We start from the raw sequence: 24999 nt of genomic DNA on the forward strand, positions 1-24999 counted from the left end.
CCCTAATTGGCCGTGACCACGAACTGCCCCATCATGCCTGCGTCCTCGTGCTCGAGGATATGACAGTGATACATGTAGGGAGTGTCGGGATCGGTATTCTCTTCGAACCGCAGCAGCAGCCGGACCTGTTCACGCGGATTGACGATGACGGTGTCCTTGAAACCTGCCTCTTCCGCCCGCGGAGGCCGGCCGTCCCGGTCGAGTACGCGGAACTGCACATTATGAATGTGAAAGGGATGGGCCATCATCGATGCGTTGGCGATTTCCCATATTTCCCACTGACCCACCGGTACGCGCTGGTTGATGACATCCATGTCCATGGTCTGGCCGTTGATCGACATGCCCCGACCCATCATGCCCATATCGAGTACGAAGCGGCGGCTGCGAACGGCGAGCGAGGGGTCTGGCGCGGCAAGCGTGGCCAGGATGGGCGGGAGCGTTACTGGAGTCCCCGCGCCGGAGGGGCACATATCGAGGATCGAAAACGTGCGCCCCTGCCTCTCGCGATCGGCCCGGTTTCCCATCATTCCGCCGCCCATCATACCCCCGCCTTGTCCGCCCATCATGCCCATGGCGTTAGCAGGGCTGCTGGCAATCAGCCGGAGCGGGCGCCCTTCGGAAAGATCGACGATCACTTGGCCGCGTTCGCCTGGGGCAAGGGTAAGACTGCGAACCTCGCTTGGCGCGGCAAGCAGGCCGCCATCGCTTGCGATGAGTTGCATCGGACGATCACCTTCGAGCGAGAAGGTGTAGAACCGCGCATTCGATCCATTGAGAAGCCGCAGGCGCAGCGGACCGGCGGCGGCCTCGAAAACGGCATTGGCCGTTCCGTTCACATAGATGCGCTCACCCATCACCCCCATCATCCGCGAGTGCATATCGAGCGGGTAAACAAGGCGGCCCGCGCCGTCGATCACGCGATCCTGCACGACGAGCGGTATGTCATCTACACCGTACCGGCTCGGCAGATCGAGGCGATCCTCTTCCTCGTCGCGCACGTAGATCGGGGCAGCAAGTCCGGCATAGACCTGTGGTCCGGCCCGGCGATGCAGATGCGAATGATACCAGTATAACGAAGCGCGCTGGCGTAGTTCGAAGGACGGGCTCCAGCGCTCACCGGGCCGTATGAGCTGGTGCGGCCCGCCATCCGCTGTGGCGGGAAGTTCGAAACCATGCCAGTGGACGGTCGCATCTTCGGCAAGCTTGTTGTCGATGTGAAAGCGAACCTGTTCGCCGCGGCGCATTTCGAGGGTCGGGCCGAGATAGGATGCGTCGATACCGATCGTCGGTGACGCCGTGCCGGGCACGAATTCTTTCTCGCCCGGTGTCAGGGACAGGCGAAAGACACGCTCGCCCCGTTCGATCGTTCCTGCCTGTAGCCGAGGTATGGCAAGAGGATTGCTTTCGCCTCCCTGATCGAGCGACATCCTGCTTTGCGTACCGCAACCCAGCAGCGGCAGCGCGGTGAAACCCGTCGCCGCGAGGCCGGCGCTCTTGATGAAGTCGCGGCGATCCTTAAAGTCGGGCCTGTCGATACCTGGCATATTCACCTGTTTTTGCGTGGGAGGCACCGGCGCAACCGAGCGCCTCCCACCCACCGTCCTATCGCGGCGTTACCGAGGTAACGACGCTGCCTTCGGTTCCAGTACGAAATTTAAAGGCTATTCCCTCACCGACACTGACCTGTTCGAGGATTTGCGCGTCGGCTTCGAATGCCATGGTCATCGCGGGCCACCCGATACTTTCGACCGGACCATGCTCGATGGTCACAGTGCCCGCCTCGGAATCGATGGCTGTAACCGTTCCCTCCGCGCTGGCGCTCTGCTCGCCGCCGGTCTCCTCCGCCATCGGCATTTCGCCTGACATGGGCATGCTGTCCGAGTTCGCCATGTCGTCTGACATCATGGTCTCTGAGCTGTCGTCTGCAGCGTCGCAGGCTGCAAGCGCCAGCGGTGCCGCGAGCAGGATCATATAGGTTGGGGTACGCATTCTTCTTCTCCTTGAGGGTTGGCCGGTTTTTCCGGACGGGGCCGCCGCAACAGCAAATATGCGGCGGGAAGTACGAACATGGACAGGAGCGGCGCGGTAATCATACCGCCGATCATCGGTGCCGCGATCCGGCTCATCACCTCCGAGCCAGCTCCGGTACCGATCAAGATCGGGAACAGACCCGCAAGGATCACCGCTACGGTCATCGCCTTGGGTCGGACACGCAAGAGCGCCCCTTCGCGGATCGCCTGATCCACTTCCTCGGCACTCAAATCACCACTTCGTTTCTCGAGGGCTGCCTTGAGATAGATCAGCATGATCACGCCGAACTCGGCCGATACACCGGCCAGGGCGATGAATCCGACGGCAGTTGCGACCGACTGGTTGTAGCCCATCAGATAGAGGAGCCAGTAGCCGCCTGACAGGGCGAATGGCAGCGTACCCATGATAAGCATTGCCTCGTCCCACCTTCTGAAGATCAGATAGAGCAGCAGGAAAATGATGACGAGCGTGGCGGGTACGACGATCTGCAGCCGTTCGTAGGCGCGGGTAAGGTACTCGAACTGACCCGCGTAGGACAGGCTGACGCCTGCCGGAAGATTGACGCCCGCGGCAACCGCTTCCTGGAGGTCGGCAACCACCGATGTAAGATCGCGGTCGCGCACATCCACATAGATGTAGCTGGTCAATCGTCCCTGCTCGCTCTTGAGCATGGGAGGGCCATCGCTGACGCCGATCCGTGCGACCGTGCCGAGCGTAATCTGTTGTCCCGACGGAGTCAGCAGAGGCAAGGTTCGCAATTCGTCCACGCTGTCACGAATTTCACGGGGGTAGCGCACATTGATCGGATAGCGCGCCAGGCCTTCGACAGTCCGCGCGACATTGGCCCCGCCTATAGCGCCCGAGACGATCTGCTGGACATCGGAGATGTTAAGGCCGTACCTCGCCGCTGCGGCGCGATCGATGTCGACATCGACATAGCGCCCGCCGGAAAGCCTCTCGGCCAGAGCCGAACTGACGCCGGGGATCGTCTTTGCCACACCCTCGACCTCGAGCGCCACCCGTTCGATCTCGGCAAGATCCTCGCCCGAGACCTTAACGCCGATCGGGCTCTTGATTCCGGTCGCAAGCATATCGATGCGATTACGGATAGGGGGTACCCAGACATTGGCGAGACCGGGCACTTGAACGACCCGGTCGAGTTCTTCGATCAGCGCATCGGTCGTCATGCCTTCGCGCCATTCCTCCCGCGGCCGGAACCGGATCGTGGTCTCGAACATGGTGAGCGGAGCCGGGTCGGTAGCCGTATCTGCACGGCCGGCCTTGCCGAAGACTGTTTCGACTTCCGGTACCGATTTGATGAGGCGGTCGGTCCGCTGCAGCAGCGCCGAGGCCTCGCCTGGCGATAGACCGGGAAGGGCGCTCGGCATGTAGAGCAGATCGCCCTCGTCGAGCGGCGGGAGAAACTCTCCGCCGAGCTGCGAGAAGGGGATCAGCGTGGTGAGGAAGATTGCGCCTGCAACCGCGAGCGTGGCTTTGGGCCAGCGCATCACCCAATTAAGCCCCGGTCGGTAAATCCTGGTCAGCCAGCGATTGAGGAAATTGGAGTCTTCTGACGGTATCTTACCCCTGATCAGCCAGCCCATCATCACCGGAACCAGTGTAACCGACAGCAGCGCAGCCGCCGCCATGGCATAGGTCTTGGTGAAGGCAAGCGGTGCAAACAACCGGCCTTCCTGGGCTTGTAGGGTAAACACGGGCAGGAACGACAAGGTTATGATCAGAAGGCTGAAGAACAGCGCCGGTCCCACTTCCTTCGATGCATCGGCGATGATCCGCCAGCGTTCCTTGACCGAAAGCACCGTGTCGGGATTTTCATGCTCCCATCGCTCGAGATGCTTGTGCGCATTTTCGATCATCACAACGGCTGCATCGACCATGGCGCCGACCGCGATAGCGATCCCGCCCAGCGACATGATATTGGCATTCACCCCCTGGAAACGCATCACGATGAACGCCGCGAGCACGCCCAAAGGCAGGGTGATGATGGCGACAAGTGCCGAACGTGCGTGCCAGAGGAACAGCGCGCATACGATCGCGACGACGATGAACTCCTCGATCAGCTTGGTCGTCAAATTCTCCACCGAGGCGTCGATAAGCTGCGATCGGTCGTAGGTGGTGACGATCTCGACGCCCTCGGGAAGGCTCGCCTGCAATTCGTCCAGCTTTTCCTCGACCGCCTGGATTGCGCTGCGAGCGTCCGCGCCCTGTCTGAGAACGATGATGCCGCCGGCGACCTCTCCTTCGCCGTTGAGCTCGGCAATGCCGCGGCGCAGCTCCGGCCCGACCTGGATTGTGGCGACATCGCCAAGGGTAACCGGAACCCCGCCAGTTGCAGTCCTGAGGGGAATCTCGCGGAAATCGTCCAGCGTCGTCAGATAGCCCGACGCGCGTACCATGTATTCGGCCTCACCCATCTCGACGATCGAACCGCCGGCCTCCTGGTTGGACGACTGGATGGCGTTTACGATCTCGGCATGCGTGACGCCGAACGATGCCATCCGGTAAGGTTCGAGCACGATCTGGTATTGTTTCACCATACCGCCGACACTCGCGACTTCGGCAATGCCGGGGATCGTCTTGAGCTCGTAGCGCAGAAACCAGTCCTGCAGGCTGCGCAGCCCGGCAAGGTCATGACCGCCCGTGCGATCGACAAGCGCATATTCGTAAATCCACCCCACGCCCGTCGCATCCGGACCGAGCGTGCTCGTAACACCCTCGGGCAGGCGGTTCTGCACCTGATTGAGATATTCGAGCACCCGCGACCGTGCCCAGTAAAGGTCGGTACCGTCCTCGAAAATGATATAGACGTAGCTGTCGCCGAACATCGAGTAGCCGCGTACGGTCTTCGCTCCCGGCACCGACAGCATGGTCGTGGCCATCGGGTAGGTCACCTGGTCCTCGACAATCCGGGGCGCCTGGCCCGGATAGTTGGATCGGACGACAACCTGGACATCGGACAGATCGGGCAAAGCATCGACCGGAGTTGTGCGGACGGCCCAGAACCCGCCAAGGGTCACAGCTATGGCGGCGAGGACGATGAAAAGCCGATTGGCGATCGAGGCATCGATAATGCGCGCGATCATTGCCCGGCACTCCTGATGGTCTCGATACGGGGGCCGGCGTCCTGCTGGGTGAAGGTAAAGCGCACTCTATCGCCTTCCTCGAACCCGCTGATCTGCGCTGCATTCTTCGTGCGGAAACTCATCGTCATGGCGGGCCAGTCTAGCCGCGGGACAGGTCCGTGCCGCAGCGTGACGGAGCCATCGGCAATCTTCTCGATCGTCCCCATTGCGCTGAATGTCACTGGTTGGTCTTCACCGTCCCGGTTCGGACCTGCCTCATCGATCGCACGAACATCAAGTCCTGCCAGGCTTGCCTCGGAATCGAGCAGGAACTGGCCCGAGGTCACGACCTCTTCGCCTTGCGAAAGGCCGGCCAGCACTTCGGTCCTGCCTCCCGCCTCACGGCCGATCCGGACTTCGGCAGGCATGAAGCCGCCCTCGTCCTGCTTGATCATGACGATGGTGCGGCGCCCGGTCCGGATCACCGCTTCGGAAGGAACCAGCAGAGCGCGCCGGGTGTCGGGGGTCAGCGAGACCTGCGCGAACATGCCCGGCTTGAGCCGTCCGGAAGGATTGGGCAATTGTGCGCGGACGGTGATTGTCCGGCTGGCATCCTGTGCGCTCGGCAAGATCGCGATGATCGGTCCGGAAAATCTCTCATCGGGAAACGCGGTCAGGGTTGCACTGACAGGTTGGCCGACCCGGATATTCGCTGCTTGTGTTTCGGGCACCGATGCCTCGAGCCAGATCGGCGAGAATCCGGTTATTTCCGCCAGGGTCTGGCCTGCCATCACGGTCATGCCGGGTCGCACGCCGAGCATGGTGATGGCCCCGTCGGTCGGCGCGGTGACCGTGATCGTCGCCTGCGCGCGGCCGGTCCGGCCCACCGATGAAATTTGCCCATTCGACATGCCGAGCAGCCGCATCCGCTCGCGCATGGCCTGTGCAAGCTGTTCATCGCCGCTGTTCAGGACGGCCAGATATTCCTGCTGCGCTCCGCCCCATTCGGGTACGAGAATATCGGCCAGCGGCGCGCCTCGGCTCACCACATCGTCTGGAGCACGCCCATAGGTTCGTTGTACAAAGCCGCCAGCCCTTGGCTGGACAATTGCAACGTCCCGCCCGTTGTAAGCGAGAACACCGGTAACGGACACGTCCGGCTCAAGTACGCCGTATTCGGCCTCGGCGGTGCGGATGCCGAAGTTCTGGACAAGCCCCGCGTCGATCTGAACCCCGGAGGTGGCCTCCTCGCCAGCGCATTTGGGAACAAGTTCCATATCCATGAACGGCGATTTTCCAGGCTCGTCGAAACGCTGTCCCGGCACCATCGGATCGTACCAGTAAAGCACGTCCTCACATTCGGCGCTGGATGATCCCCCGTTGCCATTTGCCTGACTTCCGCTCTCACCCCGCTGCGATAACCCGTATCCTGCGGTGACGCTGATCAGGGCGACCGTTGCCGCCATCGTCCAGGATTTCTGGCGCGGCGACAGTTTGTCCCACGCGGCTCCCATTTTGGCTCTCATGGCTGGAACTCCGTATAGGTCAGTCGCAAGGTCGTCGCGGCTTCAACTGTCGCCTCCTCACGCTCAAGGATCTCGATTTGTAGGAGCGCCAGCGCCTTGATCGCTTCGATGACGTCCAGCAGTTCGGCGCGGTTTGCCGCGAAGCTGGCCCTTTCGAGATCAGCCCGGCTTTGGGCGAGGGGTAGCAACTCCTCCGTGGCTCGCTGCCACTGGCGGTATGCGCTGCGCCAGGCGGCAAGGTCGGCCTCGAATTGCGCTTGCAGTTCGCGCAAGCGATCAAGCTGAATTGCTTGCGCTGCGCTTGCTTCGGCTTCAGCAGCGGCAATCCTCGGGTTCTGCCGCCTGCCCGCAAAGATGGGGAGCGTAATCGAGCCCATGACCGAGACGACATCACCGAACATCCGATCGCGCCTGCCATAGCTGACATTGATGCCGAAATCGGGCCGCTTCTCCGACCGGGCAAGATCGATCCTCGCATCTGCCTGTCGAACCTGTGCGATAGCGAGAATGATATCGGGATTAAGCTCTAGGGTCGCCCGGAGTCGCTCGGCATCGACATCCGCCGCGGGGATAGCCCCGGTAGCAACTGCGCCTTGCACAGCAGCATATCGCGCCAACATGGCCCGTGCCGCGTCAAGGTCGCCTTCTAGGCGGGTCCGCATGTCCTCGACTTCCAGTACCGCACGGCGAATTTCGAGGCTCTCAGCCGGCCTGGCCGATCCCGCCGCAACGGCGCTCCGCGCCAAGGGCACCAGCCTTTCGATCTGCCTAAGTGCCTCATCGATAACATTCAGAGCCTGTTGGGTGTACGCGAGCGAAATCCAGGCCTCGCCTGCTCCAAGCCGAGCCGTGAGCTGCGCGCGGGTCAACTGCGCGGAAGCCAGATCTATATCGGCCACTGCCATGCGCGCTCTCGCATGGCGCTCCGCGAGATTGGGTATGTCCTGCTCCACACCGACCTGGATCTGGGTGGGCAGCTGCCGGTCGATCTCGAAGGCTGCCGGGCCTGTCACCGGAAGGTTCTGAATCCCAGCGCGGAGGCGAGGATCTGGTAGTTCGTCAGCTGCATCAGCGACGCTGCGACGTGCCTCGAGCTGCAACTCCCGCGCTCGCACCTGCGGCTGTTCGCTAACGGCCGCTCTCAAGGCCTCCTCGTAGGCGATTGACTGCGCGTAACTAGCTGGCGCCAAAGCCAGCAGGACCGGAAATGCGGTCCAGCAAATTTTCTGCATGATTTCTAGATTCCGCTAGAGCGCGCGATATAAGCGCGGACGGAACAAACGACCATCGCTAGGCGCGACGGAAAATTCGTTCAGCTTCAGTATGCAGGGCAGTCCCTGGCAATACTCAGAATCGCTATTGCGGAGGGGGCGGCTCGGGTCCTTGACCAACGAGAGCCAAAGAATAAGCGGCAAACGGGGTGAACAAGGGACGCGCAGCAAGTGTTACACGCTCTCCTGATGGGGCTCCGGCCATCACCAGCGGAGCGATACAGCCGAGGGCTACAAGGCAATCCAGGCGAAGATTTTTGCACGGTCCGTGTTGGTCTTCCGGAGCGGTCGAAGAACCAGCCTCCATGCGCATCTCATCGCACGGCCCGTCGATCGTCGCCGGCGCCTGTGGAAGCGCCGAGGCATGAGCGGCCGACTGGACAAAGAGTCCGCAAGCAATCAGAAAAATTCCAAGAGAGCGCAGTAACCGCATCATCTTTCTCTACGAGCGCAAGCGAGTCTCGACAAGCCTTCGTGATCTGTCGTGGCAGCAATCATAAATATGGTTCGCTTGCATGGTACATGAGGTCGGCAGGATTTATCGATCGTTATTCGGACGAGGCCTGCCCCGTTCGGGTGTGCGGGGTAGGTTTTTGCGAAGGCAATCCGTCAAGGTGACGTGTGATGATCAGGATTACCCTGCTTCTTCATCTGACGTCTGTTCCTGTTTCATTCTCATCATTTCGCTGCAGTTGCGCATCATGTCCATCATTTGGGCGCGCATTTCCGGATCGTTCATCATCGCCATCATTTCAGCGCGCATCTCGGGATTGTTCATCATCGCCATCATGCCGGACATGTCACCATCCATGCCCCGCATGTCGCCTTCCAAGCCCGACATTTCGCCCTGCATTGTACCATGCTCATGGCTGCTCTCCTGACTTTGCGAACTCTCTTGCGGAGCGGGCTGATGATCAACTTGGGGTTGCGCGGCCGCAGCTGTTGCGAGACCGGCGGTTGCCAAGGCTCCGAGGGCGGCTAGTTTCAAACTATTCATCAAAGAGTTCCTTTCATTGTTCCGCTAAATTCAGTTTTGCGTCATCATGCGCAAGACTTGGAAGCGCGCGAACTTGCCGCTCAAGTTACCTGCCCAGGTTAGCTGCGCATATATGGCTTGCGTCTTTCCAGGGTGGTGCAGCGTCTGGGCATGTCGGCGCCAATGCGCGGGAGTGCGCTTTCTTCAAATCTTCCTCCGCGAATCAAACATCACCCGAAAGATAGGGCTTCCCATCATGGGAAGGTCAAGAGGGGCGTCAGAATAAATATTCCGGCGGCGGAGGTTATTTGCATTCCCATCGTGGGAAAGTTATCCAGCATGCATGAACCATCTACACACAATTGGTGAGGCCGCCGCAGACAGTGGCGTGTCGGCCAAGATGATCAGGCATTATGAGAAAATCGGTCTGATCGGAGCGGCCGAGCGCACCGAAGCTGGCTATCGGCTTTACGGCCCTGCCGAAATACATACGCTGCGGTTCATCCGCCGCGCCCGCAACCTAGGCTTCTCGGTAGATGATATCGGCGAATTGCTCGGTCTGTGGCACGACGAGAAAAGAGCCAGCAAGGATGTTCGGGAGGTTGCCGATGGACATCTGGGTGCTCTGCGCGCCAAGGCTGCAGAAATTCATTCCATGATCGACGCCCTCGAGCATCTTATCGAGGGTTGCACGAACGATGACAAGCCAGATTGTCCTATCCTCAAAGATCTGTCCGACGATGCCAATCCTGCCTTAGCAAAGGAAGTCGGTCACAAGTTCGGATACCAGCGGGTCTGCTAAAAACAGAGTTGGCACTGGTCTGTTGTCATGGTCAGCTTCATTTTTGGGTTGGACCAGCAATTGGTTCAGGACACGTCCGACATTTGACCGTCGAGAAACTTAAGACTCCTGGAGCGGGTTCGAAGGAGCTGCGTCGATGTCCGCAAGACCTCAAGCTTGGCCAGTTTCGCGATTGCAGTTTTTGGCCAAGGCGTGGTCAGCCCGCTTGCGAACATTGATTTGGGACTAATCCCGATATCAGCTCGATGTTGAGTGGGAGCTATCCATTCGCTGAGCCGATGTTTTTCCAAGCTCCCCGCCTTTACCGTTCAGCAAATTTGAGGGGCTTGAGCAGTTGGCTCGTACTGCAAGCGTGACCCATCAAAGAACCTCGCAAGAAAAGCACCTTCGCGACCACCTTGAGCGGTCCAGGTCGGCGGCGGAGACCCAATGCGCCGCAAGGAGGATGCTTGACCTTCCAACGATGGGAACCGTTACCTTATTACTTCCAATGATTCGAGCGAAGCAGCCCTGATGGGAAGTGCTTTCGCGCAGATCGACCAATGAAGGAGTAAAGCTATGCATGTTAAGGACATTATGACGAAGAATCCCGCCTGCTGCGACGAAAATGCGAGCGCACAGGACGCAGCGAAGCTCATGGTGGGAAATGACTGCGGAGAAATTCCAGTTGTTGATGGCGAAGGCGGTCTGGTGGGAGTGGTCACAGATCGAGACATTTGCTGTCGCGTCGTAGCTGAAGGCAAGTCGCCCGACACACCGGTGGGGGACATCATGACCCGGTCGGTTGTTACTGTCACGCCGGACACCGAGGTAGATGCATGTTGCTCCACGATGGAGAGCAACCAGGTCCGGCGCGTTCCCGTGATTGATGACGAAGGGAATTGCTGCGGTATGGTTTCCCAGGCCGATATTGCACGGTCCGGTGCTGATGCAAAAACTGCAGAACTCGTCGAGGAAATCTCCAAGCCATCTCAGGAAAAGGACTCATCGGGTTGTTGCTAGTCCGAGGGCCGCTGCAGGACCGTCTTCCTTTGAGGACGGTCCTGTCTTGAAGAGTAAACCCAAGAACAACGCGATGGAGTAGACAATGGCTGAAGGCGTCGTCCTGATAACCGGTGCAAGAGGATACATCGGACGCTCTTTGGTTGATCGATTAAGCGGTCAATATCGCATCATCGGCCTCGATCGCGCGGTCGCGGAAGACATCCCTGGGCTCGACGCCTCATACGCCGTTGACCTCGCGGACGACGCTTCGATTGCCGATGCCCTGGCCAGGGTGCGAGCCGCGCACGGCAACGCGATTGCGGCGTGTGTACACCTAGCTGCCTATTTCGACATCACGGGCGACCCGAACCCTCTGTACAATGACGTCAACGTTGAAGGGTCGCGCAGGCTGATCACGGGGCTGCAGGACTTCGACGTTGAACAGTTCATCTATGCAAGCTCGATGCTTGTACACGAGCCCAAGCCGCTCCCCGACGAGCGTATCGACGAATCCAGTCCGCTCGGACCTACCTGGCCATACCCTCAGTCGAAGGCCGACGCCGAGCAGGTACTGCGCGAGAACCGTGGCGACATTCCGGTTGTGTTCCTGCGGTTCGCCGGAGTCTATGACGATAAGGGGCACTCCGCCTTTCTCGCCGAACAAATTGCCGGTGTCTATGAGCACCGCGTGTCGGCGCATCTGTATCCCGGCATGTTGTGCGCAGCGCAATCGGCACTGCACCTCGAAGATCTGACCAGAGCGGTAGAGCGTACAATTGCAAATCGCGCTGACCTCGAGGGCGAGACGCCGATACTTGTCGGCGAGCCCGAAACGCTTGGATACGCCGAGATTCAAGACATCGTTCATTGCCAGATCCACGGCGAGGAATGGACGACAGTGCGCATTCCAAAAAGCGTGGCGAAACTGGGCACGTGGATCGAGGAAGAAGTCCTCGGTCATGACGGATTCGTCAAGCAATGGATGGTCGATGACGCAAACGCTCACTACATTCTCGATATCTCCCGCGCCCGGAAACTGCTGGGGTGGGAGCCAGAGCACTCGCTCCGCGAAACGCTTCCGACCATCATCGACGCGTTGCAAGCCGACCCGCAGGACTGGTACGAAACGAACAAGCTGAACACGTCCCGCGTGGCCTGGCATCCAAAGAGTTCGGATGCAGCGAAGACCGAACCGGCGCGACTACCATCGCATGACACCGACATGGCTCATGATGGGCACCAGATGGACGGCAACATGCACGACATGGACGGCCCCCAGCGCGGTACCCGTTGGACGCAGTTTGCTGTCATCGGGCTTGGCCTGTGGCTTGCTGCAAGTCCTGGTGTTTATGACGTCGTATCCGCCGATACTGCGCGTGCTTCGGTCGTAGCGGTCACTCTCGAGCGGGGTTTGCCGTCGATCGAATGGCGGGCCAATGCTCTTGCCCTAAGCGATATGCTGAGCGGGATCGCATTGATGATCTTCGGCGCGATGTCGCTTTCGAAGCGCACCGCCTGGTTGGGGCAGTGGGCGACGGCCTTTGTCGGCATCTGGCTGCTTTTCGCGCCCTTGTTCTTCTGGAGTCCGAGCGCGGCCCAATATCTGACCAATCTCCTGGTTGGTACATTGGCGATCGCATTCTCGGTGCTGGTGCCAATGATGCCCGGCATGAGCATGGAAGGGATGATGGACAAGAAGTCCATCCCGCCCGGGTGGACCTACAGTCCCTCGACCGATGCCCAGCGATTCCCGATCGTGGCGATGGGCATCATCGGCCTTCTGATATCGCGCATGCTTACCTCCTACCAGCTTGGCCATATCGATGTGGCGTGGGAGCCGTTTTTCTCCGGATCGCTTGGCGATCCCAAGAACGGCACCGAGGAAATCATCACGTCGGATGTATCCAAGGCGTGGCCGATCCCGGATGCCGGACTAGGGGCGGTCAGCTATGTGCTCGAGATCCTAATGGCGGTCATGGGAACCCGCACGCGCTGGCGCACGATGCCGTGGATGGTTACCTTCTTCGGCATTCTGGTCATTCCGCTCGGTGTGGTCAGTATCTATTTCGTGATCATTCAGCCGATAATGATCGGGACGTGGAGTACGCCGGCTCTGATTGCTGCGCTTGCGATGCTCATCATGATCCCGTTCTCGCTCGATGAAGTCATCGCCATGGGACAGTATCTCTACTGGTCGAAAAAGGAAGGCAAGTCACTCGTTCGTACCTTCTTCAAGGGCGGCGCAGTGTCAAACGGTGAAATCGACGATACCGACTATATGACCGACGCGCGTTCGATCTGGACGAACACGGTGCGCGGCGTGACCTTCCCGTGGACCCTGGTGGCCAGCACGGCTCTGGGAGCGTGGCTGATGCTGACAAGGATAACGCTTGGCAGCGAGGGGGCGATGGCCAACAGCGATCACGTGGTGGGTGCTTTGGTGATTACGGTGGCAATCATCGCGACCGCGGAAGTCGCGCGCGCCTTGCGCTTCATCAACGCTGCATTCGGTGCCTGGCTGGTCGCAGCGCCCTTCATGCTTGCAGGGGCTTCGGCTGCCGGAACGGTGGCCTCGGTTGGGGTCGGACTGCTCTTGATCGGACTGAGCCTGCCTCGCGGTAAGCGAAGCGGTGAGCATTATGCGGGCTGGGATCGGTTTGTCGTATGACCGATTGACCCGAGCAAAGCGGCTCTGGCGTTCATCCTTGAGGACCAAGGTCAAGCCGAAGTCGAACCCGCATTTTTCTCAGAGCATGGCTAGAAATGCGCCCTGAGTTCCCACAAGATAAGTAGGAGTATTTACATGACCCTTTCCATTGGCTCGACAGCCCCCAATTTCACAGCTCAGACCACACAAGGCAGCATTCATTTCCATGATTGGATGGGTGACAGCTGGGCAATCCTCTTTTCCCATCCCAAGGCATTTACACCGGTTTGCACGACCGAGCTTGGTTACATGGCCGGGCTTGGCGAGGAATTTGCCAAACGCGACACCAAGATTCTTGGCCTTTCGGTCGACAGCAGCCAGGATAATCGCGATTGGCTTCCCGATATCGAGGAGGTGAGCGGAAATAAGATCGACTATCCCGTGGTCGGCGACAGCGACCTACAGGTCGCCAAGCTTTATAATATGCTGCCGGCCGACGAAGCGGGTAATGCGGAGGGGCGAACCGCAGCCGACAATGCCACCGTCCGCGCTGTCTATATCATCGGGCCAGACAAGAAAATTCGCGCCGTGCTGCTTTATCCGATGAGCAGCGGGCGGAATTTCGATGAAGTGCTCCGGCTGCTTGATTCGGTGCAACTCACCGAACGCAAGGGTGTAGCGACGCCGGTCAATTGGCAGAAGGGTGATGATGTGATTATTCCGCCTTCCTTGTCGGACGAAGATGCGAAAGCCAAATATCCCGATGGTTGGGACGAAAAGAAACCGTATTTGCGTGTGATCCAAGAACCGATCGACTAATTGCGCGAGCAGGTTGCCAGCAATTGCATGTCGGCGTGAATATAGCATGCTCATGCTAGGATTTGAGCGCGTCGCCACACCTGCGAGTGGATCTATCTGTTCGATATATAGATTGGCAAGAAGCGTAAGCGATTAGGTGTACGGTAAAACCAAATCCGGTCCTGATCGGTTTTCTCCTCGTTAATCGAATGGCTGCCCCACCTCCCCCTGAACCCTGCGGATCGCAGGTGTCCCGGGGCCGTTCAGGAACCCCGCGCTTCACCCAAGCCTGGCGCGGGGTTCCGTCTCTCAGGTACAATAGCTGTTGAGCGCGGCTATGTTGGTCAAAGGACTGCGGCGTCCGCCGAGCTTGGACACCTCAGCTGCGTGACGGGGTTGAGGAGCTGTCAGAAAGTTTGACGCAATTGACCTCGACCTTCATTTGGTGGAGGGCTATGCCACATCCGCGAAATACAATGAACCCTCGCGTGTGAAGCCTCTGTTCGAAAGAGTACTATGGCAGACCTATTTGAAGACTTCATATGGGTAAGGGCCGTTCGTGGTTGCTAGTCGCTTGATGGCCGAACCGACTCATGCTGTCGAACCACTACCTTTGCACGACGGCAAGACGACCGTTGTGAGCGTCATAAGCAGTTCGGCTGCTGTTTTGGCAGCTTGCTCTTGCTGCATTCTACCGATGGTGCTGGTTGCCGCCGGGCTGAGTGCGAGCCTGAGCAGTGTTTTGGCACCTCTGGGTTCGCTCCATTGGCCAATGACCGCATTTTCGATGATTGCGGTGGCGGCTAGTTGGCTCATTGTTCTGCGCAAGTATCGGCATGTCCGTCGTCAGAACATTTGGCACAACTCGCGGCGTAGGTTTGCGGAGTGCGGGCCTCGTCTGAGGTTTGATGTTAGGCGGCGAGCCTGCGGTGTTGCAAGCGCCGATGTTCGAGTGTCTTTCGCTTGATCCTTTCTCTTCGTTTGATGATGGCAGGAGCCCTACCGAAGTAGGTATCGGCAGGTGTCACATTGTCGAGGCTCTCGTGGTATCGGCAGTGGTTGTAATGCTCGACGAAGGCCTCGATCTGCTGGTGGAGATCGCCGGGCAGGAAGTAGTTCTCTAGCAGCACGCGGTTCTTCAGGGTCTGGTGCCAGCGCTCGATCTTGCCTTGGGTCTGTGGGTGGAAGGGTGCGCCGCGCACGTGGCTCATCTTGTTGGCCTCGATGTATTCGGCCAGTCCGCCAGCGATGTAGCTGGGGCCATTATCGCTGAGCAGGCGGGGCCTGTGCAGCACGTTGGCGTGATCGCAGCCTGAGGCTGCTAGCGCCATATCGAGCGTGTCAGTGACGTCCTCGGCTCGCATGGTGGTGCAGAGCTTCCATGCAATGATGTAGCGCGAGTAATCGTCGAGCACGGTCGACAGATACATCCAGCCCCACCCGATGATCTTGAAGTAGGTAAAGTCTGTCTGCCACATCTCATTCGGGCGCGTGGTCTTCGTGTGGAACGCCTCTGCCGCCTTGATCACCGTATAGGCCGGGCTGGTGATGAGGTCGTGGGCCTTGAGCAGGCGGTAGAGCGTGGCTTCGGACACGAAGTAGCGCTTCTCGTCGGTGAAGCGCACCGCCAGCTCTCTCGGCGATAGCTCGCTGTGTTCCAGAGCCATGTCGACGATCTGATCCTGAACCTCGGGCGCGATCCTGTTCCACACCCGGCTCGGCGTCGATGGCCGGTCTGCCAGCGCTTCGGGCCCGCCTTCAAGGTAGCGATCATACCAGCGGTAGAAGGTCCGGCGAGCAACGCCGAGCTGGTCCAGCGTGCGCTTGGCGGGCAGGTGGGATTGCTCGACGATCCGGATGATCTCGAGCTTCTCGGATGCGGGATACCTCATTCGTCGTCTTCCCCATCCGCGATCATGCTTTTTTTGAGCAGCCGGTTCTCCAAAGTGAGATCGGCCACGCACTCCTTCAGATCGCGCGCTTCACGGCGCAGACCCTTCACCTCGTCCGTGGTCGCAGCACGCGCAGTGTCACCAGCCAGACGGCGCTTGCCGGCTTCCATGAACTCCTTGGACCAGGTGTAATACAGGCTCTGCGCAATCCCTTCGCGGCGGCACAGCTCGGCAATGGAGTCATCGCCTCGTAGCCCATCGAGCACGATCCGGATCTTGTCTTCCGCTGAGAAGTGTCGGCGGGTCTTGCGGCGGATGTCCTTTACCACCTGTTCGGCGGGCTTTTTGGAGCTTGAGGATTTGGGCTTCATCTTCGTTCCTTCGTCACTACGACGAAGCCCAAATCCTCCTTAAATCACAACCTCAAATCTGTGCCATTGGCGCTGACGGGGGACACCCTGCCGATCTGTAATATCTCGCTGACTGATGCGTCAGTCATATCGAGGTGTTCAAATGGCCGATGATATCGCCGGAAAATTGAAATCTGCCGCGGCCTGGCTGTTCACTCAGCACGGATTTACGGCGACCCGCGTCGCCGACATCGTCGCGAATGCGGGCGTAGCGCAGGGGACCTTTTACCTGCATTTTGAAAACAAGCCATCGCTGTTTGTCGCGCTTATCGATGAATTCTTTGCAGGACTGATTGAGGAGACCATTGCCCGCCATCCCGCCAAGCGGCTGCAAACTGGAGAGCATCTATCAGCCGAGGTTGAGGAGATCTGGATGACCATCATTCGGTATGGCCGCAAGCATGATATTCTGACCAGGCTGGTCTTGCGTGAGGCCTATGCGCTTCCGCCCGAGCAGCGCGCTCATATCAATCGACATTTCGAGCAAGGTGCTGACGCGCTCGCGCGGTATCTCGAAGATGCCCAACAGCTCGGCCTGGTGAAGAATCTCCCGGCGCGACTCATTGCTTGGCTTCTTGTCGGAATGATCGAGCGGGCAATGCACTACGCCGTTTTTGTCGCGCCGAACGCACCGAGCGTGTCGCTGGCAGGGCATTGCACCGAGTTCGAACTCCTGGGCCTGCTGGAACCTAGTGCCGCTAGGACCGGAGGCGAATCATGAGATCCAGACAGAAGGTCTACATCGGCATTGGCCTGCTCGTATTGCTAGCCGCTTCGGCAGCGACAATCTGGCTGATGCAGCCTGATCGGCATGAGCGAGAAGGTCATCTGGTACTCAATGGAAATGTCGATATTCGGCAGGTCAATCTGGCGTTCAAGGTTCCAGGCAGGATCGACCGATTGGCGTTCGATGAGGGAGATAGGGTTGAAGCTGGCGATCTTTTGGCCTCGCTTGAACCTCAGGATTATAAGAACGAGATCGCGCTTGCCGAAGCGCGTGCCAGCCAACGCTCCGCAGCGCTCGCCGCTCTCGAATCGGGCAGCAGGCCGGAGGAGATCGAGTGGGCGAGAGCGCGGGTTGCAGAAGCGGAGTCCGCGCTGAGCGTTGCCCAGGCAACCCTGGACAGGGTCGAACACCTCGCCGGGAAGGGCTTTGCCTCACGGCAGACCCGGGACGAGGCGCGCTCTCAGCGCGATCGCGCGGCCGCTCAGCGGCAGGCGGCACTCGAAGAACTCTCGCTTGTCCGCGAGGGACCCCGACGCGAAGAAATCCGGCAAGGACGCGCGGCGCTTGGAGCCGAGCGAGCTGCCGCTGCACTCGCCCGGCAACGCCTAGTAGACGCGAACCTTTACGCGCCCGCTGACGGGATCATCCTGACGCGCGCACGCGAGGCTGGAGCCATCGTGGGGCCGGGCGAAACCGTATTCACACTCGCACACACCTCGCCCATGTGGATCCGGGCCTATATCGAGGAACCCGACCTCGAGCGCGTCGAGATCGGTACCCCCGCGACAGTGTTGACCGAGGCTGGCCGCGAATTTCCCGGCCGCATTGCCTACATCTCACCGACAGCCGAGTTTACACCCAAGTCCGTTGAGACCCGCGAACAACGCACCAGCCTTGTCTACCGGGTGCGTGTGCGTACCGAAGATCAAGACGGAATCCTGAAGCAGGGCATGCCGGTCTCCGTGATCGTCCGTCCCGTCGCCCGCGGGCGTTGACGGGTGGTGGCCCTGGTAACCATCGAAGGCCTGACCAAACGGTTCCCCAAGCAAGCCGAACCGGCATTGCGCAGTGTTAGTACACAGATCAGATCGGGCCACATCGTCGGGCTGGTGGGGCCCGATGGCTCGGGGAAGACAACCTTCTTGCGCTTGATCGCCGGACTGCTGCGCGCCGATGAAGGCGGGATCGACGTGGGAGGTTTCGATCCCGTCGCCAACGCGAAGGAGGTGCGCGCGCGCATTGCCTATATGCCGCAACGTTTCGGCCTCTACGAGGATCTGAGCGTGGAGGAAAATCTCAATCTCTACGCAGATCTGCGCGGACTGGTTGGATCAGCGCGCAAGGCGACATTCGAGCGGCTTCTCGATTTTACCGGCCTAGCGCCATTTACCGGCAGATTGGCGGGCGCCTTGTCGGGCGGCATGAAGCAAAAGCTCGGGCTCGCCTGCGCTCTCGTTGTGACACCTGAACTCCTGTTGCTGGACGAGCCAAGCGTCGGCGTAGACCCTATTTCGCGGCGCGAACTCTGGCGAATGGTAAGCCGACTGACCGATGAAGGGATCACGGTCGTTTGGGCAACCGCCTACCTCGATGAGGCCGAGAAATGCGAGACTGTGCTCGTGTTGAGCGAGGGCGATCTCATCTTCGACGGTCGGCCGGCCGATCTGGCCGCGCGTGTCGAAGGCCGGGTGTTTATGATCGAGGGCATCGAGGGCGATCGGCGCTACGTTTTGAATAAGGCTCGCCAACACGAGGCTGTGATGGATGGAACAATCCAGGCCAGCGACGTCAGGCTGTTGCTCAACGAGAATGCGCATGCCCCCTCACTGGCTTCGATTGGCGCGGGGGATGAAGCTCGGCTGCAACCTGTCGCGCCGCGTTTCGAGGATGCGTTCATCGATCTCATCGGCGGCGGGTTTCGCGCCGAGTCGCCCTTCGCCGGTGGATCGGAGCGCAGCCACGATATAGCGATTGCCGTAGAGGCGCGCGGACTAACGCGGATGTTCGGCTCCTTCACTGCGGCGTCCGAAATCAGTTTCGATGTGCGTCGAGGTGAAGTGTTTGGGCTTATCGGACCCAATGGCGCGGGCAAGTCGACTACATTCAAAATGCTCTCCGGCCTTCTCAAGCCGACCAGCGGTGAGGCTCGTATTGCCGGTGTCGATTTGCGTACTGCCGCGAGCGAGGCACGGGCTCGTCTCGGATACATGGCGCAAAAATTTTCGCTGTATGGCGATCTCAGCACGTTGCAGAATCTGCGGTTCTTCGCACGTGTTTACGGCCTTACCGGAGTGCGGCAGCGTACCATGATTGCGCGTATGATCGAAAGCTTCGCCCTCACGGACAAGCTCGATGAGAATTCCGGTCAGCTCCCGCTTGGGTTCAAGCAGCGTCTGTCACTCGCCTGCGCCGTCATGCACGAGCCTGACGTCCTTTTTCTCGACGAGCCGACCTCGGGTGTCGATCCGCGTACGCGCCGTGAATTCTGGGCCCATATCAACGCAATGGTCACGAACGGCGTAACCGTCATCGTGACGACACATTTTCTCGACGAAGCGGAGTATTGCGACCGCGCTGCGCTCATATATCGCGGGCAGATGATCGCTTTGGGAACTCCCGCCGAACTCAAGGCGCAGGCGGCCTCCTCGACCTTGCCCAACCCGACCTTTGAGGATGCATTCATCGCTCTCGTCGAAGAGAACGAAGCGGTAAACGCGCCATGAGGTTTTCGCGTTTCGCAGCGATCATGCGCAAGGAAACCCGGCAGGCTATTCGGGACCCGAGCACACTCATGATTGCCGGCCTATTGCCGATCATGCTGATCTTCCTGTTCGGTTATGCGGTTTCGTTCGACCCCCGGCAGTTCTCGGTCGGCGTTGTGGTCGAACAGCCGACCGGAGAGACGGAGAGCTTTGTCGCGTCGCTGCGCAACACGCGCTATTTCGAGATTGAAACAGCGCCTGTGCGAAAGGACTTCGAAACCCTCATGGCCGCGGGCGAGCTCGATGCGATCATCATCCTGCCACAGGATTTCAGCGCAATTGCGCTCCGCGGAGAGGCGGCGCCGATCCAGATCCTGGTCGATGGGGGTGATCCAAACACAGCCGGACTGGTTGGCTCCTATATTGAATTGCTCGTTATCAATTGGCTCGAGCAGGAATGGCTCGATCGCGGGCAACCGCCGCTCGCGCCTCTCGTCTCGATTGAGCCGCGTGTCTGGTTTAACGCCGAGATTTCGAGCCGCAACTATCTGGTCCCCGGCTCGGTGGCGATCATTCTCACCATAATCGGCGCCTTGCTCACAGCGCTTGTGGTTGCCCGCGAATGGGAGCGCGGCACAATGGAGGCCCTTCTTGCGACACCTGTCGGTCCGCTCGAACTGCTGCTGGGCAAGCTTGTGCCCTATTTCGTGCTGGGCCTCGGCTCGTTCATGCTGTCCGTGTTTGTGGCCGTGGCGTTTTTTGGTGTTCCCTTCCGCGGATCGTTTCTCGCGCTCTCGCTCGCAGCCGCACTCTTCATGCTGTGCTCGCTGGGCCAAGGACTGCTCATTTCGACGCTCACCCGCAACCAGCTTGTGGCAGCGCAGGTCGCGGTGATGCTTGCCTTTTTGCCCGCGTTCTACTTTTCCAATTTCGTTTTTGAGCTCGACAGCATGCCACTGGCGCTCCAGCTCTTCAGCTACGCGATCCCGGCGCGCTTTCTCGTCTCTACCCTGCAGACGCAGTTTCTTGCCGGCAATGTCTGGGCGGTTCTGCTGCCCGATCTCGCTGCCCTTGCCATCTTCGCGATTGTGATCTTCGCGATCTGCGCTCTGTTCACACGCACCCGGCTCGACTGAGACCATGTGGCAACGCATCTACGCCTTGATCGTGAAGGAGCTTCTGGCAAGCGCGCGCGATCCGCAAACCCGTTGGGTGGTGCTGTTTTCGCCGCCCTTTCTGCTCCTCATCTACGCCTTTGCAATTACGCAGGAAGTATCGGACGTCACCCTGGCGGTCTACAACCAGGACCACGGCAATGCCTCGGTCGAGCTTATCAGCCGCTTCGAGGGTGCCGAAGTATTCGATCAGATTATCCATTTGCGAGCAGGCGCGGATATCGCGCCGACAATCGACGCACGCCGTGCGACGCTGGTCATGCGCGTTGGCGAAGACTTCTCGCGGCGACTCGAGCGCGGCGAAAGTGCCGAGGTTCAGCTAATCCTCGATGGCCGCAGATCCAACACCGCTCAGATCCTGCTGGGATACAGCAGCCGGATCGTCGAAACCTATAATCAGGAGCGGCTCGATCGACTGCGCGCGACGGCACCTGTGCGTCTTGTCCAAAGGACCTGGTTCAATCCCAATCTCGAGCCGCTCTGGTCCGCAGTGCCAGCGCTCTTTGCCGTCCTCGTAGCCGTGGTCGGTTTCATGGTGTCCGCGCTGTCGATCGCCCGCGAGCGCGAGCTCGGTACCTTCGAGCAATTGCTGGTGTCGCCGCTGCGCCCCTTCGAGATCCTGATCGGCAAAAGCGTGCCGGCTCTCCTGATTGCGCTGACGAGCGCAAGTGCGATGCTGGTTCTGGGGATGCTGTTTCTCAACGTACCGATCCGCGGTTCTCTCGCCCTGCTTTTCTTCGGAATGGTTGTCTATCTCGCTGCAATAATCGGTATCGGCCTGTTTATCTCATCGCTCGCCAAGACCCAGCAGCAGGCGATTATCGGGCTGTTCATGTATATGGTCCCGGCCGTGCTTATTTCGGGCTATGCCACGCCGGTCGAAAACATGCCCGACTGGTTGCAGGGCCTTGCCGCCGCCACGCCGATCACCCACTTCATAGTCATCAGCAAAGCGGTGTATCTTCGTGAAGCGCCACTCTGGCTCTATTTCTCCCACATCTGGCCCATGGCGCTTATCGCTGCCGCGAGCCTGCTGGCGGCGACCTGGCTGTTTCGCCGCCGAACGGGTTAGACAGTTTCACGGGGCCAAGCGACCAATCCCGAGTTCGGCAACCGGGAGGATGACCGAAGGGTCGGGACGCGCGAGGCGTCGATCGACCGCCGGACATGCGATAGATTGCAGCATGTGCCGGATGATGTTGAGGCGTGCGGCGCGTTTGTCGTTGGCGCGCACTGCAATCCACGGAGCATAGGCAAAATCTGTGCGTGTCAGCATTTCGTCCCGGGCTTTGGAATAATCATTCCACTTCTCAAGCGCCGCTGCATCGATGGGGCTGATCTTCCACTGCTTGAGCGGATCAGTGCGCCGCGCCTCGAGACGCGTGGCCTGCTCTTTTCGATCAATGTCGAGATAATATTTGAGAAGCGTGGTCCCGTCGCGCGCCAGCATTTCTTCGAATTGCGCAACGTCGGCGAAGAAGCCGGCAACTTCCTCCTTGCCGGCAAAGCCCATCACCCGCTCGACGCCCGCCCGGTTGTACCAGGAGCGGTTGAACAGAGCAATCTCCTCATCGGCGGGCAGCTGTTCGCTGTAGCGGCGAAAATACCAGCTGCGCGCGTCGCGATCGGAAGGTTTTCCCAAAGCGACGACCCGCGTCTCGCGCGGGCTCATATGTTCGCGCACACGCTTGATCACACCGTCCTTTCCGGCCGCATCTCTCCCTTCGAAGATGATCAGAACACGCTCGCCATGGGCGATGACCTGGCGTTGTATCTTGACCAGTTCGATCTGCAGCGCGCGCAATTGTTGCTTGTATTCGCTCTTGGATATTTTCTTCTTTTGCGAACTCGACATGTTGCTCTCCGGCTCTTTAGCTGCGATGAGGGGACGAGCCCCGAACATGTCGTAACGATACTACCGCCTGCGACCGTTTTACAGGAAGGGACGGGCCCTTCTCCGGTATTGGGGCACTGGCGCTTCGGGGTTTTCCATGATCGAAAATAAAGCCGATAAAGCTGACGGGTCCGAGGAGGCGTTGCGACCGATGGATGAAGCAGTGCGCCGGGCCCTGGTGGATAGCCACGAAGATATGCTGCGTTTCCTTATCGGCCGTATGCGGGGGCGTCAGGAGGCGGAGGAAGTTCTTCAGCGTTTCATGCTTCGCGCGATCGAGCGGGCTGGGGACCTGCGGAACGTGGGTTCGGTCAAGGGATGGCTCTCCCGAGTGCTGGCGACGACCATTGCCGACTTTTACCGACAGGCTGCGCGCGGACGTAAACACGAAACCGCCATTGATCCTCAGGAACTTGCCGAACTTGCCGAGGCGGAAATCGTGTCGGACGAAGAGATAGAAGCTGCCGTCTGCAACTGTCTCTATCGACTCCTGCCAACGCTCAGGCCGGATTATTCCGAAGTCATCTGGCGCGCTGATTTGCTTGAGGAACCGCGCGAAAGCATTGCCGACGCACTCGATACAAGTGTCAACAATATCAATGTACGTCTTCATCGTGCGCGCGGCGCGCTTCGCACGCGTCTGCTCCAGATGTGCCGCACTTGTGTCATTCACGGTTTTCTCGATTGCGAATGCCAGCATGAGAAGGAGCAAGCACCCGCGCCGTAGGCGCGGACTGTCGGGGCCGCACTATCTGGGCGATGCTAGTCTCCGTCCTTGAGCCGCGCGTCTCCTGGGCTGCATGGTCGCATAGCTTTATCGTTTTGGCCTGGATCGCTGTCGACGCCCAAGGTCCAGGAAGGAGGATCGCTTGCGGGAAACGTTTCGATCAAAGCTTCGTCGATCGCTCGCTCTTCCGAGCCGGAGGATCGCGTCTCTGGCTTGCATCGTGGCCGGTCCGTGGGGGCGTTCGTCATTGGCTTCGCTCTTGCCTCCAAGCGCTACAATCTCAGCTCGTCTGCTCCGATAGCAAGCGCTTTGTTTGTCAACCGCATCGAGACCTCGGGCTGTTCCTCGCTCGACGCCAGGGCACGGATCGCATCTATCGTTTCAGGAATGACGATGGCCTGATTGTCAACCATGTAATTGTAGCACAGTTCGGTGCCATCGACCGCGAGAATATTGCTCCACAGGGCCACCTCGTAGAGGTCTGCATTGGGCCGCCCCTCCATCGCCATCGCCTCTTTGACGCTGTTGAGGGCCGACAGTCCGCTGTCTCCATCGATGAGCAGAATTCTTGGCGAGGCCGCAAATGCGTCGAGGACTTCCTCCTTTGTCGCAGGCCGGTTGAGCTCGACATACCAGCTGTGAAGATGAGCCAGGGTCTCAGGAACCTTGATCGCGATCGTCACCACATCGAGTTCCGGATCCACATGCCGGGCATCCGGCCCCTGATGGCTCGGGATTGTCGGCTCGGGCACGAGCGTGTTCATGATCCCCCCGAGATGGCTCTCCCAGGGGTCGGTGGCCCGGCGCATAAGTGTCCCGCGCGCTTTTTTGAGCAGGCCTGCGCGCTTCAGCGCCCCTAGGGTGCGGACGATCGACGTGGTGTTGCATGACACGACCCGCGTCGCATCTCGCCCGAATGCGCTCCCGTAGGTTGCTTCGGCGACGAATGAGTGCCCCGCCACGTCGTGCTTCTCGCCTCCCTGCACGATGAATGGCTTCCCGGCGCTGCGATAGATGTCTGCGTTTTTGGCGCCGATGCCCTTGGGTGTGCAGTCGACAATGACGTCGCTTGCCGCGATAAGGTCCTCTAGCGAACCCGCAACGTCGAGACCCGCATCCGGCAAGGTTTGCGAGGCCTGCGAACTGGCCGCAAACAGGCGAACGCCGTCCTTCGCGAGCATTGCGATCCGCCAATCGGCGGCGACGTCGGCGACACCGGCCAATGCCATATCGGGTTGCAGCCTTACGGCGCCGACAACGCGGCGACCGATTACCCCTGCTCCTACGACCCCTACCGAGATCTTGTTTGGCTCCTTTGTCATTGAAAATGAACTCCAGTTGGTGGTTGCGGCGC

General features: G+C 59.7%; 20 protein-coding genes. 10 read left to right on the plus strand and 10 right to left on the minus strand.

Annotated features, from left to right (window positions below):
- Nucleotides 1–2: 2 nt before the first annotated feature.
- From D6858_RS06255 to D6858_RS15620, 6 genes are all read right to left on the minus strand, one after another.
- Nucleotides 3–1544, minus strand: a complete 1542-nt coding sequence (locus D6858_RS06255) for a multicopper oxidase family protein (RefSeq protein ID WP_120108356.1) — start codon at nucleotides 1542–1544, stop codon at nucleotides 3–5.
- 58 nt (nucleotides 1545–1602) lie between these two features.
- Entirely contained in the window at nucleotides 1603–1989 is a 387-nt protein-coding gene (locus D6858_RS06260; RefSeq protein WP_224801918.1) for a copper-binding protein, read from the minus strand.
- Nucleotides 1968–5135 carry an efflux RND transporter permease subunit gene (locus D6858_RS06265; RefSeq protein ID WP_120108360.1) on the minus strand — a complete coding sequence of 1056 codons (3168 nt, stop codon included), beginning with the start codon at nucleotides 5133–5135 and terminating at the stop codon, nucleotides 1968–1970. Before D6858_RS06265 ends, D6858_RS06260 begins: the two co-directional genes overlap by 22 nt.
- Entirely contained in the window at nucleotides 5132–6628 is a 1497-nt protein-coding gene (locus D6858_RS06270; protein WP_120108362.1) for an efflux RND transporter periplasmic adaptor subunit, read from the minus strand. Before D6858_RS06270 ends, D6858_RS06265 begins: the two co-directional genes overlap by 4 nt.
- Before the next feature lie 8 nt (nucleotides 6629–6636).
- Nucleotides 6637–7872, minus strand: coding sequence for a TolC family protein (locus D6858_RS06275; protein ID WP_120108364.1), 1236 nt, complete (start codon nucleotides 7870–7872; stop codon nucleotides 6637–6639).
- 673 nt (nucleotides 7873–8545) lie between these two features.
- A complete protein-coding gene (locus D6858_RS15620) occupies nucleotides 8546–8908 on the minus strand; it encodes a hypothetical protein (protein WP_133305250.1) in 363 nt (120 codons plus the stop codon).
- 322 nt (nucleotides 8909–9230) lie between these two features.
- Here D6858_RS15620 and D6858_RS06285 point away from each other — a divergent pair, with 322 nt between their 5' ends.
- From D6858_RS06285 to D6858_RS06300, 4 genes are all read left to right on the plus strand, one after another.
- Complete coding sequence (locus tag D6858_RS06285; RefSeq protein WP_120108368.1) at nucleotides 9231–9689, plus strand: MerR family DNA-binding protein; 459 nt, start codon at nucleotides 9231–9233, stop codon at nucleotides 9687–9689.
- 558 nt (nucleotides 9690–10247) lie between these two features.
- Complete coding sequence (locus tag D6858_RS06290) at nucleotides 10248–10691, plus strand: CBS domain-containing protein (protein WP_120108371.1); 444 nt, start codon at nucleotides 10248–10250, stop codon at nucleotides 10689–10691.
- 85 nt (nucleotides 10692–10776) lie between these two features.
- Nucleotides 10777–13341 carry an NAD-dependent epimerase/dehydratase family protein gene (locus D6858_RS06295; RefSeq protein ID WP_120108373.1) on the plus strand — a complete coding sequence of 855 codons (2565 nt, stop codon included), beginning with the start codon at nucleotides 10777–10779 and terminating at the stop codon, nucleotides 13339–13341.
- Between the two features lie 135 nt (nucleotides 13342–13476).
- Nucleotides 13477–14139, plus strand: a complete 663-nt coding sequence (locus tag D6858_RS06300) for a peroxiredoxin (protein WP_120108375.1) — start codon at nucleotides 13477–13479, stop codon at nucleotides 14137–14139.
- Between the two features lie 570 nt (nucleotides 14140–14709).
- Here the strand turns inward: D6858_RS06300 and D6858_RS15625 are convergent.
- The gene (locus tag D6858_RS15625; protein WP_133305251.1) at nucleotides 14710–14934 is read right to left on the minus strand and encodes a hypothetical protein; all 225 of its coding nucleotides are present in this window, start codon (nucleotides 14932–14934) and stop codon (nucleotides 14710–14712) included.
- Between the two features lie 95 nt (nucleotides 14935–15029).
- Nucleotides 15030–16381, minus strand: a protein-coding gene (locus tag D6858_RS06305) for an IS3 family transposase (RefSeq protein WP_120108378.1) whose coding sequence is annotated in 2 segments (ribosomal slippage) — nucleotides 15030–16045 and nucleotides 16045–16381 — 1353 coding nt in all. Because the reading frame shifts where the segments join, the coding sequence is not laid out codon by codon here.
- Between the two features lie 142 nt (nucleotides 16382–16523).
- Between D6858_RS06305 and D6858_RS06315 the strand changes: the two genes are divergently transcribed.
- From D6858_RS06315 to D6858_RS06335, 5 genes are all read left to right on the plus strand, one after another.
- A complete protein-coding gene (locus D6858_RS06315; RefSeq protein ID WP_165859650.1) occupies nucleotides 16524–17141 on the plus strand; it encodes a TetR/AcrR family transcriptional regulator in 618 nt (205 codons plus the stop codon).
- Nucleotides 17138–18142, plus strand: coding sequence for an HlyD family secretion protein (locus D6858_RS06320; protein WP_120108382.1), 1005 nt, complete (start codon nucleotides 17138–17140; stop codon nucleotides 18140–18142). Before D6858_RS06315 ends, D6858_RS06320 begins: the two co-directional genes overlap by 4 nt.
- A gap of 6 nt (nucleotides 18143–18148) precedes the next feature.
- Nucleotides 18149–19870 carry an ATP-binding cassette domain-containing protein gene (locus D6858_RS06325; protein ID WP_240623725.1) on the plus strand — a complete coding sequence of 574 codons (1722 nt, stop codon included), beginning with the start codon at nucleotides 18149–18151 and terminating at the stop codon, nucleotides 19868–19870.
- Nucleotides 19871–19893: 23 nt separating this feature from the next.
- Nucleotides 19894–20985 carry an ABC transporter permease gene (locus D6858_RS06330; protein WP_205664892.1) on the plus strand — a complete coding sequence of 364 codons (1092 nt, stop codon included), beginning with the start codon at nucleotides 19894–19896 and terminating at the stop codon, nucleotides 20983–20985.
- Between the two features lie 79 nt (nucleotides 20986–21064).
- Nucleotides 21065–22096, plus strand: coding sequence for an ABC transporter permease (locus D6858_RS06335; RefSeq protein WP_240623726.1), 1032 nt, complete (start codon nucleotides 21065–21067; stop codon nucleotides 22094–22096).
- A gap of 6 nt (nucleotides 22097–22102) precedes the next feature.
- Here the strand turns inward: D6858_RS06335 and ppk2 are convergent, their stop codons facing one another.
- Nucleotides 22103–22927, minus strand: a complete 825-nt coding sequence (ppk2, locus tag D6858_RS06340; protein WP_205664893.1) for a polyphosphate kinase 2 — start codon at nucleotides 22925–22927, stop codon at nucleotides 22103–22105.
- A gap of 88 nt (nucleotides 22928–23015) precedes the next feature.
- On the opposite strand from ppk2, the gene D6858_RS06345 reads away from it, so the two are divergent.
- Nucleotides 23016–23645 carry an RNA polymerase sigma factor gene (locus D6858_RS06345; protein ID WP_120108393.1) on the plus strand — a complete coding sequence of 210 codons (630 nt, stop codon included), beginning with the start codon at nucleotides 23016–23018 and terminating at the stop codon, nucleotides 23643–23645.
- A gap of 272 nt (nucleotides 23646–23917) precedes the next feature.
- Here D6858_RS06345 and D6858_RS06355 read toward each other — a convergent pair whose 3' ends face one another.
- On the minus strand, nucleotides 23918–24967 hold the full coding sequence (locus D6858_RS06355) for a type II glyceraldehyde-3-phosphate dehydrogenase (protein ID WP_103022876.1): 1050 nt from the start codon (nucleotides 24965–24967) through the stop codon (nucleotides 23918–23920).
- Nucleotides 24968–24999 lie beyond the last annotated feature (32 nt).

It is taken from the genome of Tsuneonella suprasediminis, assembly GCF_003605755.1.
Taxonomy (GTDB): Bacteria; Pseudomonadota; Alphaproteobacteria; order Sphingomonadales; family Sphingomonadaceae; genus Tsuneonella; species Tsuneonella suprasediminis.

What these genes read in the sequence shown, in the direction of transcription:
- ppk2 (WP_205664893.1), bottom strand. Translation starts at nt 22,927, where the DNA reads ATGTTCGGGGCTCGTCCCCTCATCGCAGCTAAAGAGCCGGAGAGCAAC.
- D6858_RS06295 (WP_120108373.1), top strand. Translation starts at nt 10,777, where the DNA reads ATGGCTGAAGGCGTCGTCCTGATAACCGGTGCAAGAGGATACATCGGA.
- D6858_RS06330 (WP_205664892.1), top strand. Translation starts at nt 19,894, where the DNA reads ATGCGCAAGGAAACCCGGCAGGCTATTCGGGACCCGAGCACACTCATG.
- D6858_RS06345 (WP_120108393.1), top strand. Translation starts at nt 23,016, where the DNA reads ATGATCGAAAATAAAGCCGATAAAGCTGACGGGTCCGAGGAGGCGTTG.
- D6858_RS15625 (WP_133305251.1), bottom strand. Translation starts at nt 14,934, where the DNA reads ATGAGCCAACTAGCCGCCACCGCAATCATCGAAAATGCGGTCATTGGC.
- D6858_RS06255 (WP_120108356.1), bottom strand. Translation starts at nt 1,544, where the DNA reads ATGCCAGGTATCGACAGGCCCGACTTTAAGGATCGCCGCGACTTCATC.
- D6858_RS06265 (WP_120108360.1), bottom strand. Translation starts at nt 5,135, where the DNA reads ATGATCGCGCGCATTATCGATGCCTCGATCGCCAATCGGCTTTTCATC.
- D6858_RS06260 (WP_224801918.1), bottom strand. Translation starts at nt 1,989, where the DNA reads ATGCGTACCCCAACCTATATGATCCTGCTCGCGGCACCGCTGGCGCTT.
- D6858_RS06275 (WP_120108364.1), bottom strand. Translation starts at nt 7,872, where the DNA reads ATGCAGAAAATTTGCTGGACCGCATTTCCGGTCCTGCTGGCTTTGGCG.
- D6858_RS06285 (WP_120108368.1), top strand. Translation starts at nt 9,231, where the DNA reads ATGAACCATCTACACACAATTGGTGAGGCCGCCGCAGACAGTGGCGTG.
- D6858_RS15620 (WP_133305250.1), bottom strand. Translation starts at nt 8,908, where the DNA reads ATGAATAGTTTGAAACTAGCCGCCCTCGGAGCCTTGGCAACCGCCGGT.
- D6858_RS06315 (WP_165859650.1), top strand. Translation starts at nt 16,524, where the DNA reads ATGGCCGATGATATCGCCGGAAAATTGAAATCTGCCGCGGCCTGGCTG.
- D6858_RS06355 (WP_103022876.1), bottom strand. Translation starts at nt 24,967, where the DNA reads ATGACAAAGGAGCCAAACAAGATCTCGGTAGGGGTCGTAGGAGCAGGG.
- D6858_RS06300 (WP_120108375.1), top strand. Translation starts at nt 13,477, where the DNA reads ATGACCCTTTCCATTGGCTCGACAGCCCCCAATTTCACAGCTCAGACC.
- D6858_RS06320 (WP_120108382.1), top strand. Translation starts at nt 17,138, where the DNA reads ATGAGATCCAGACAGAAGGTCTACATCGGCATTGGCCTGCTCGTATTG.
- D6858_RS06270 (WP_120108362.1), bottom strand. Translation starts at nt 6,628, where the DNA reads ATGGGAGCCGCGTGGGACAAACTGTCGCCGCGCCAGAAATCCTGGACG.
- D6858_RS06290 (WP_120108371.1), top strand. Translation starts at nt 10,248, where the DNA reads ATGCATGTTAAGGACATTATGACGAAGAATCCCGCCTGCTGCGACGAA.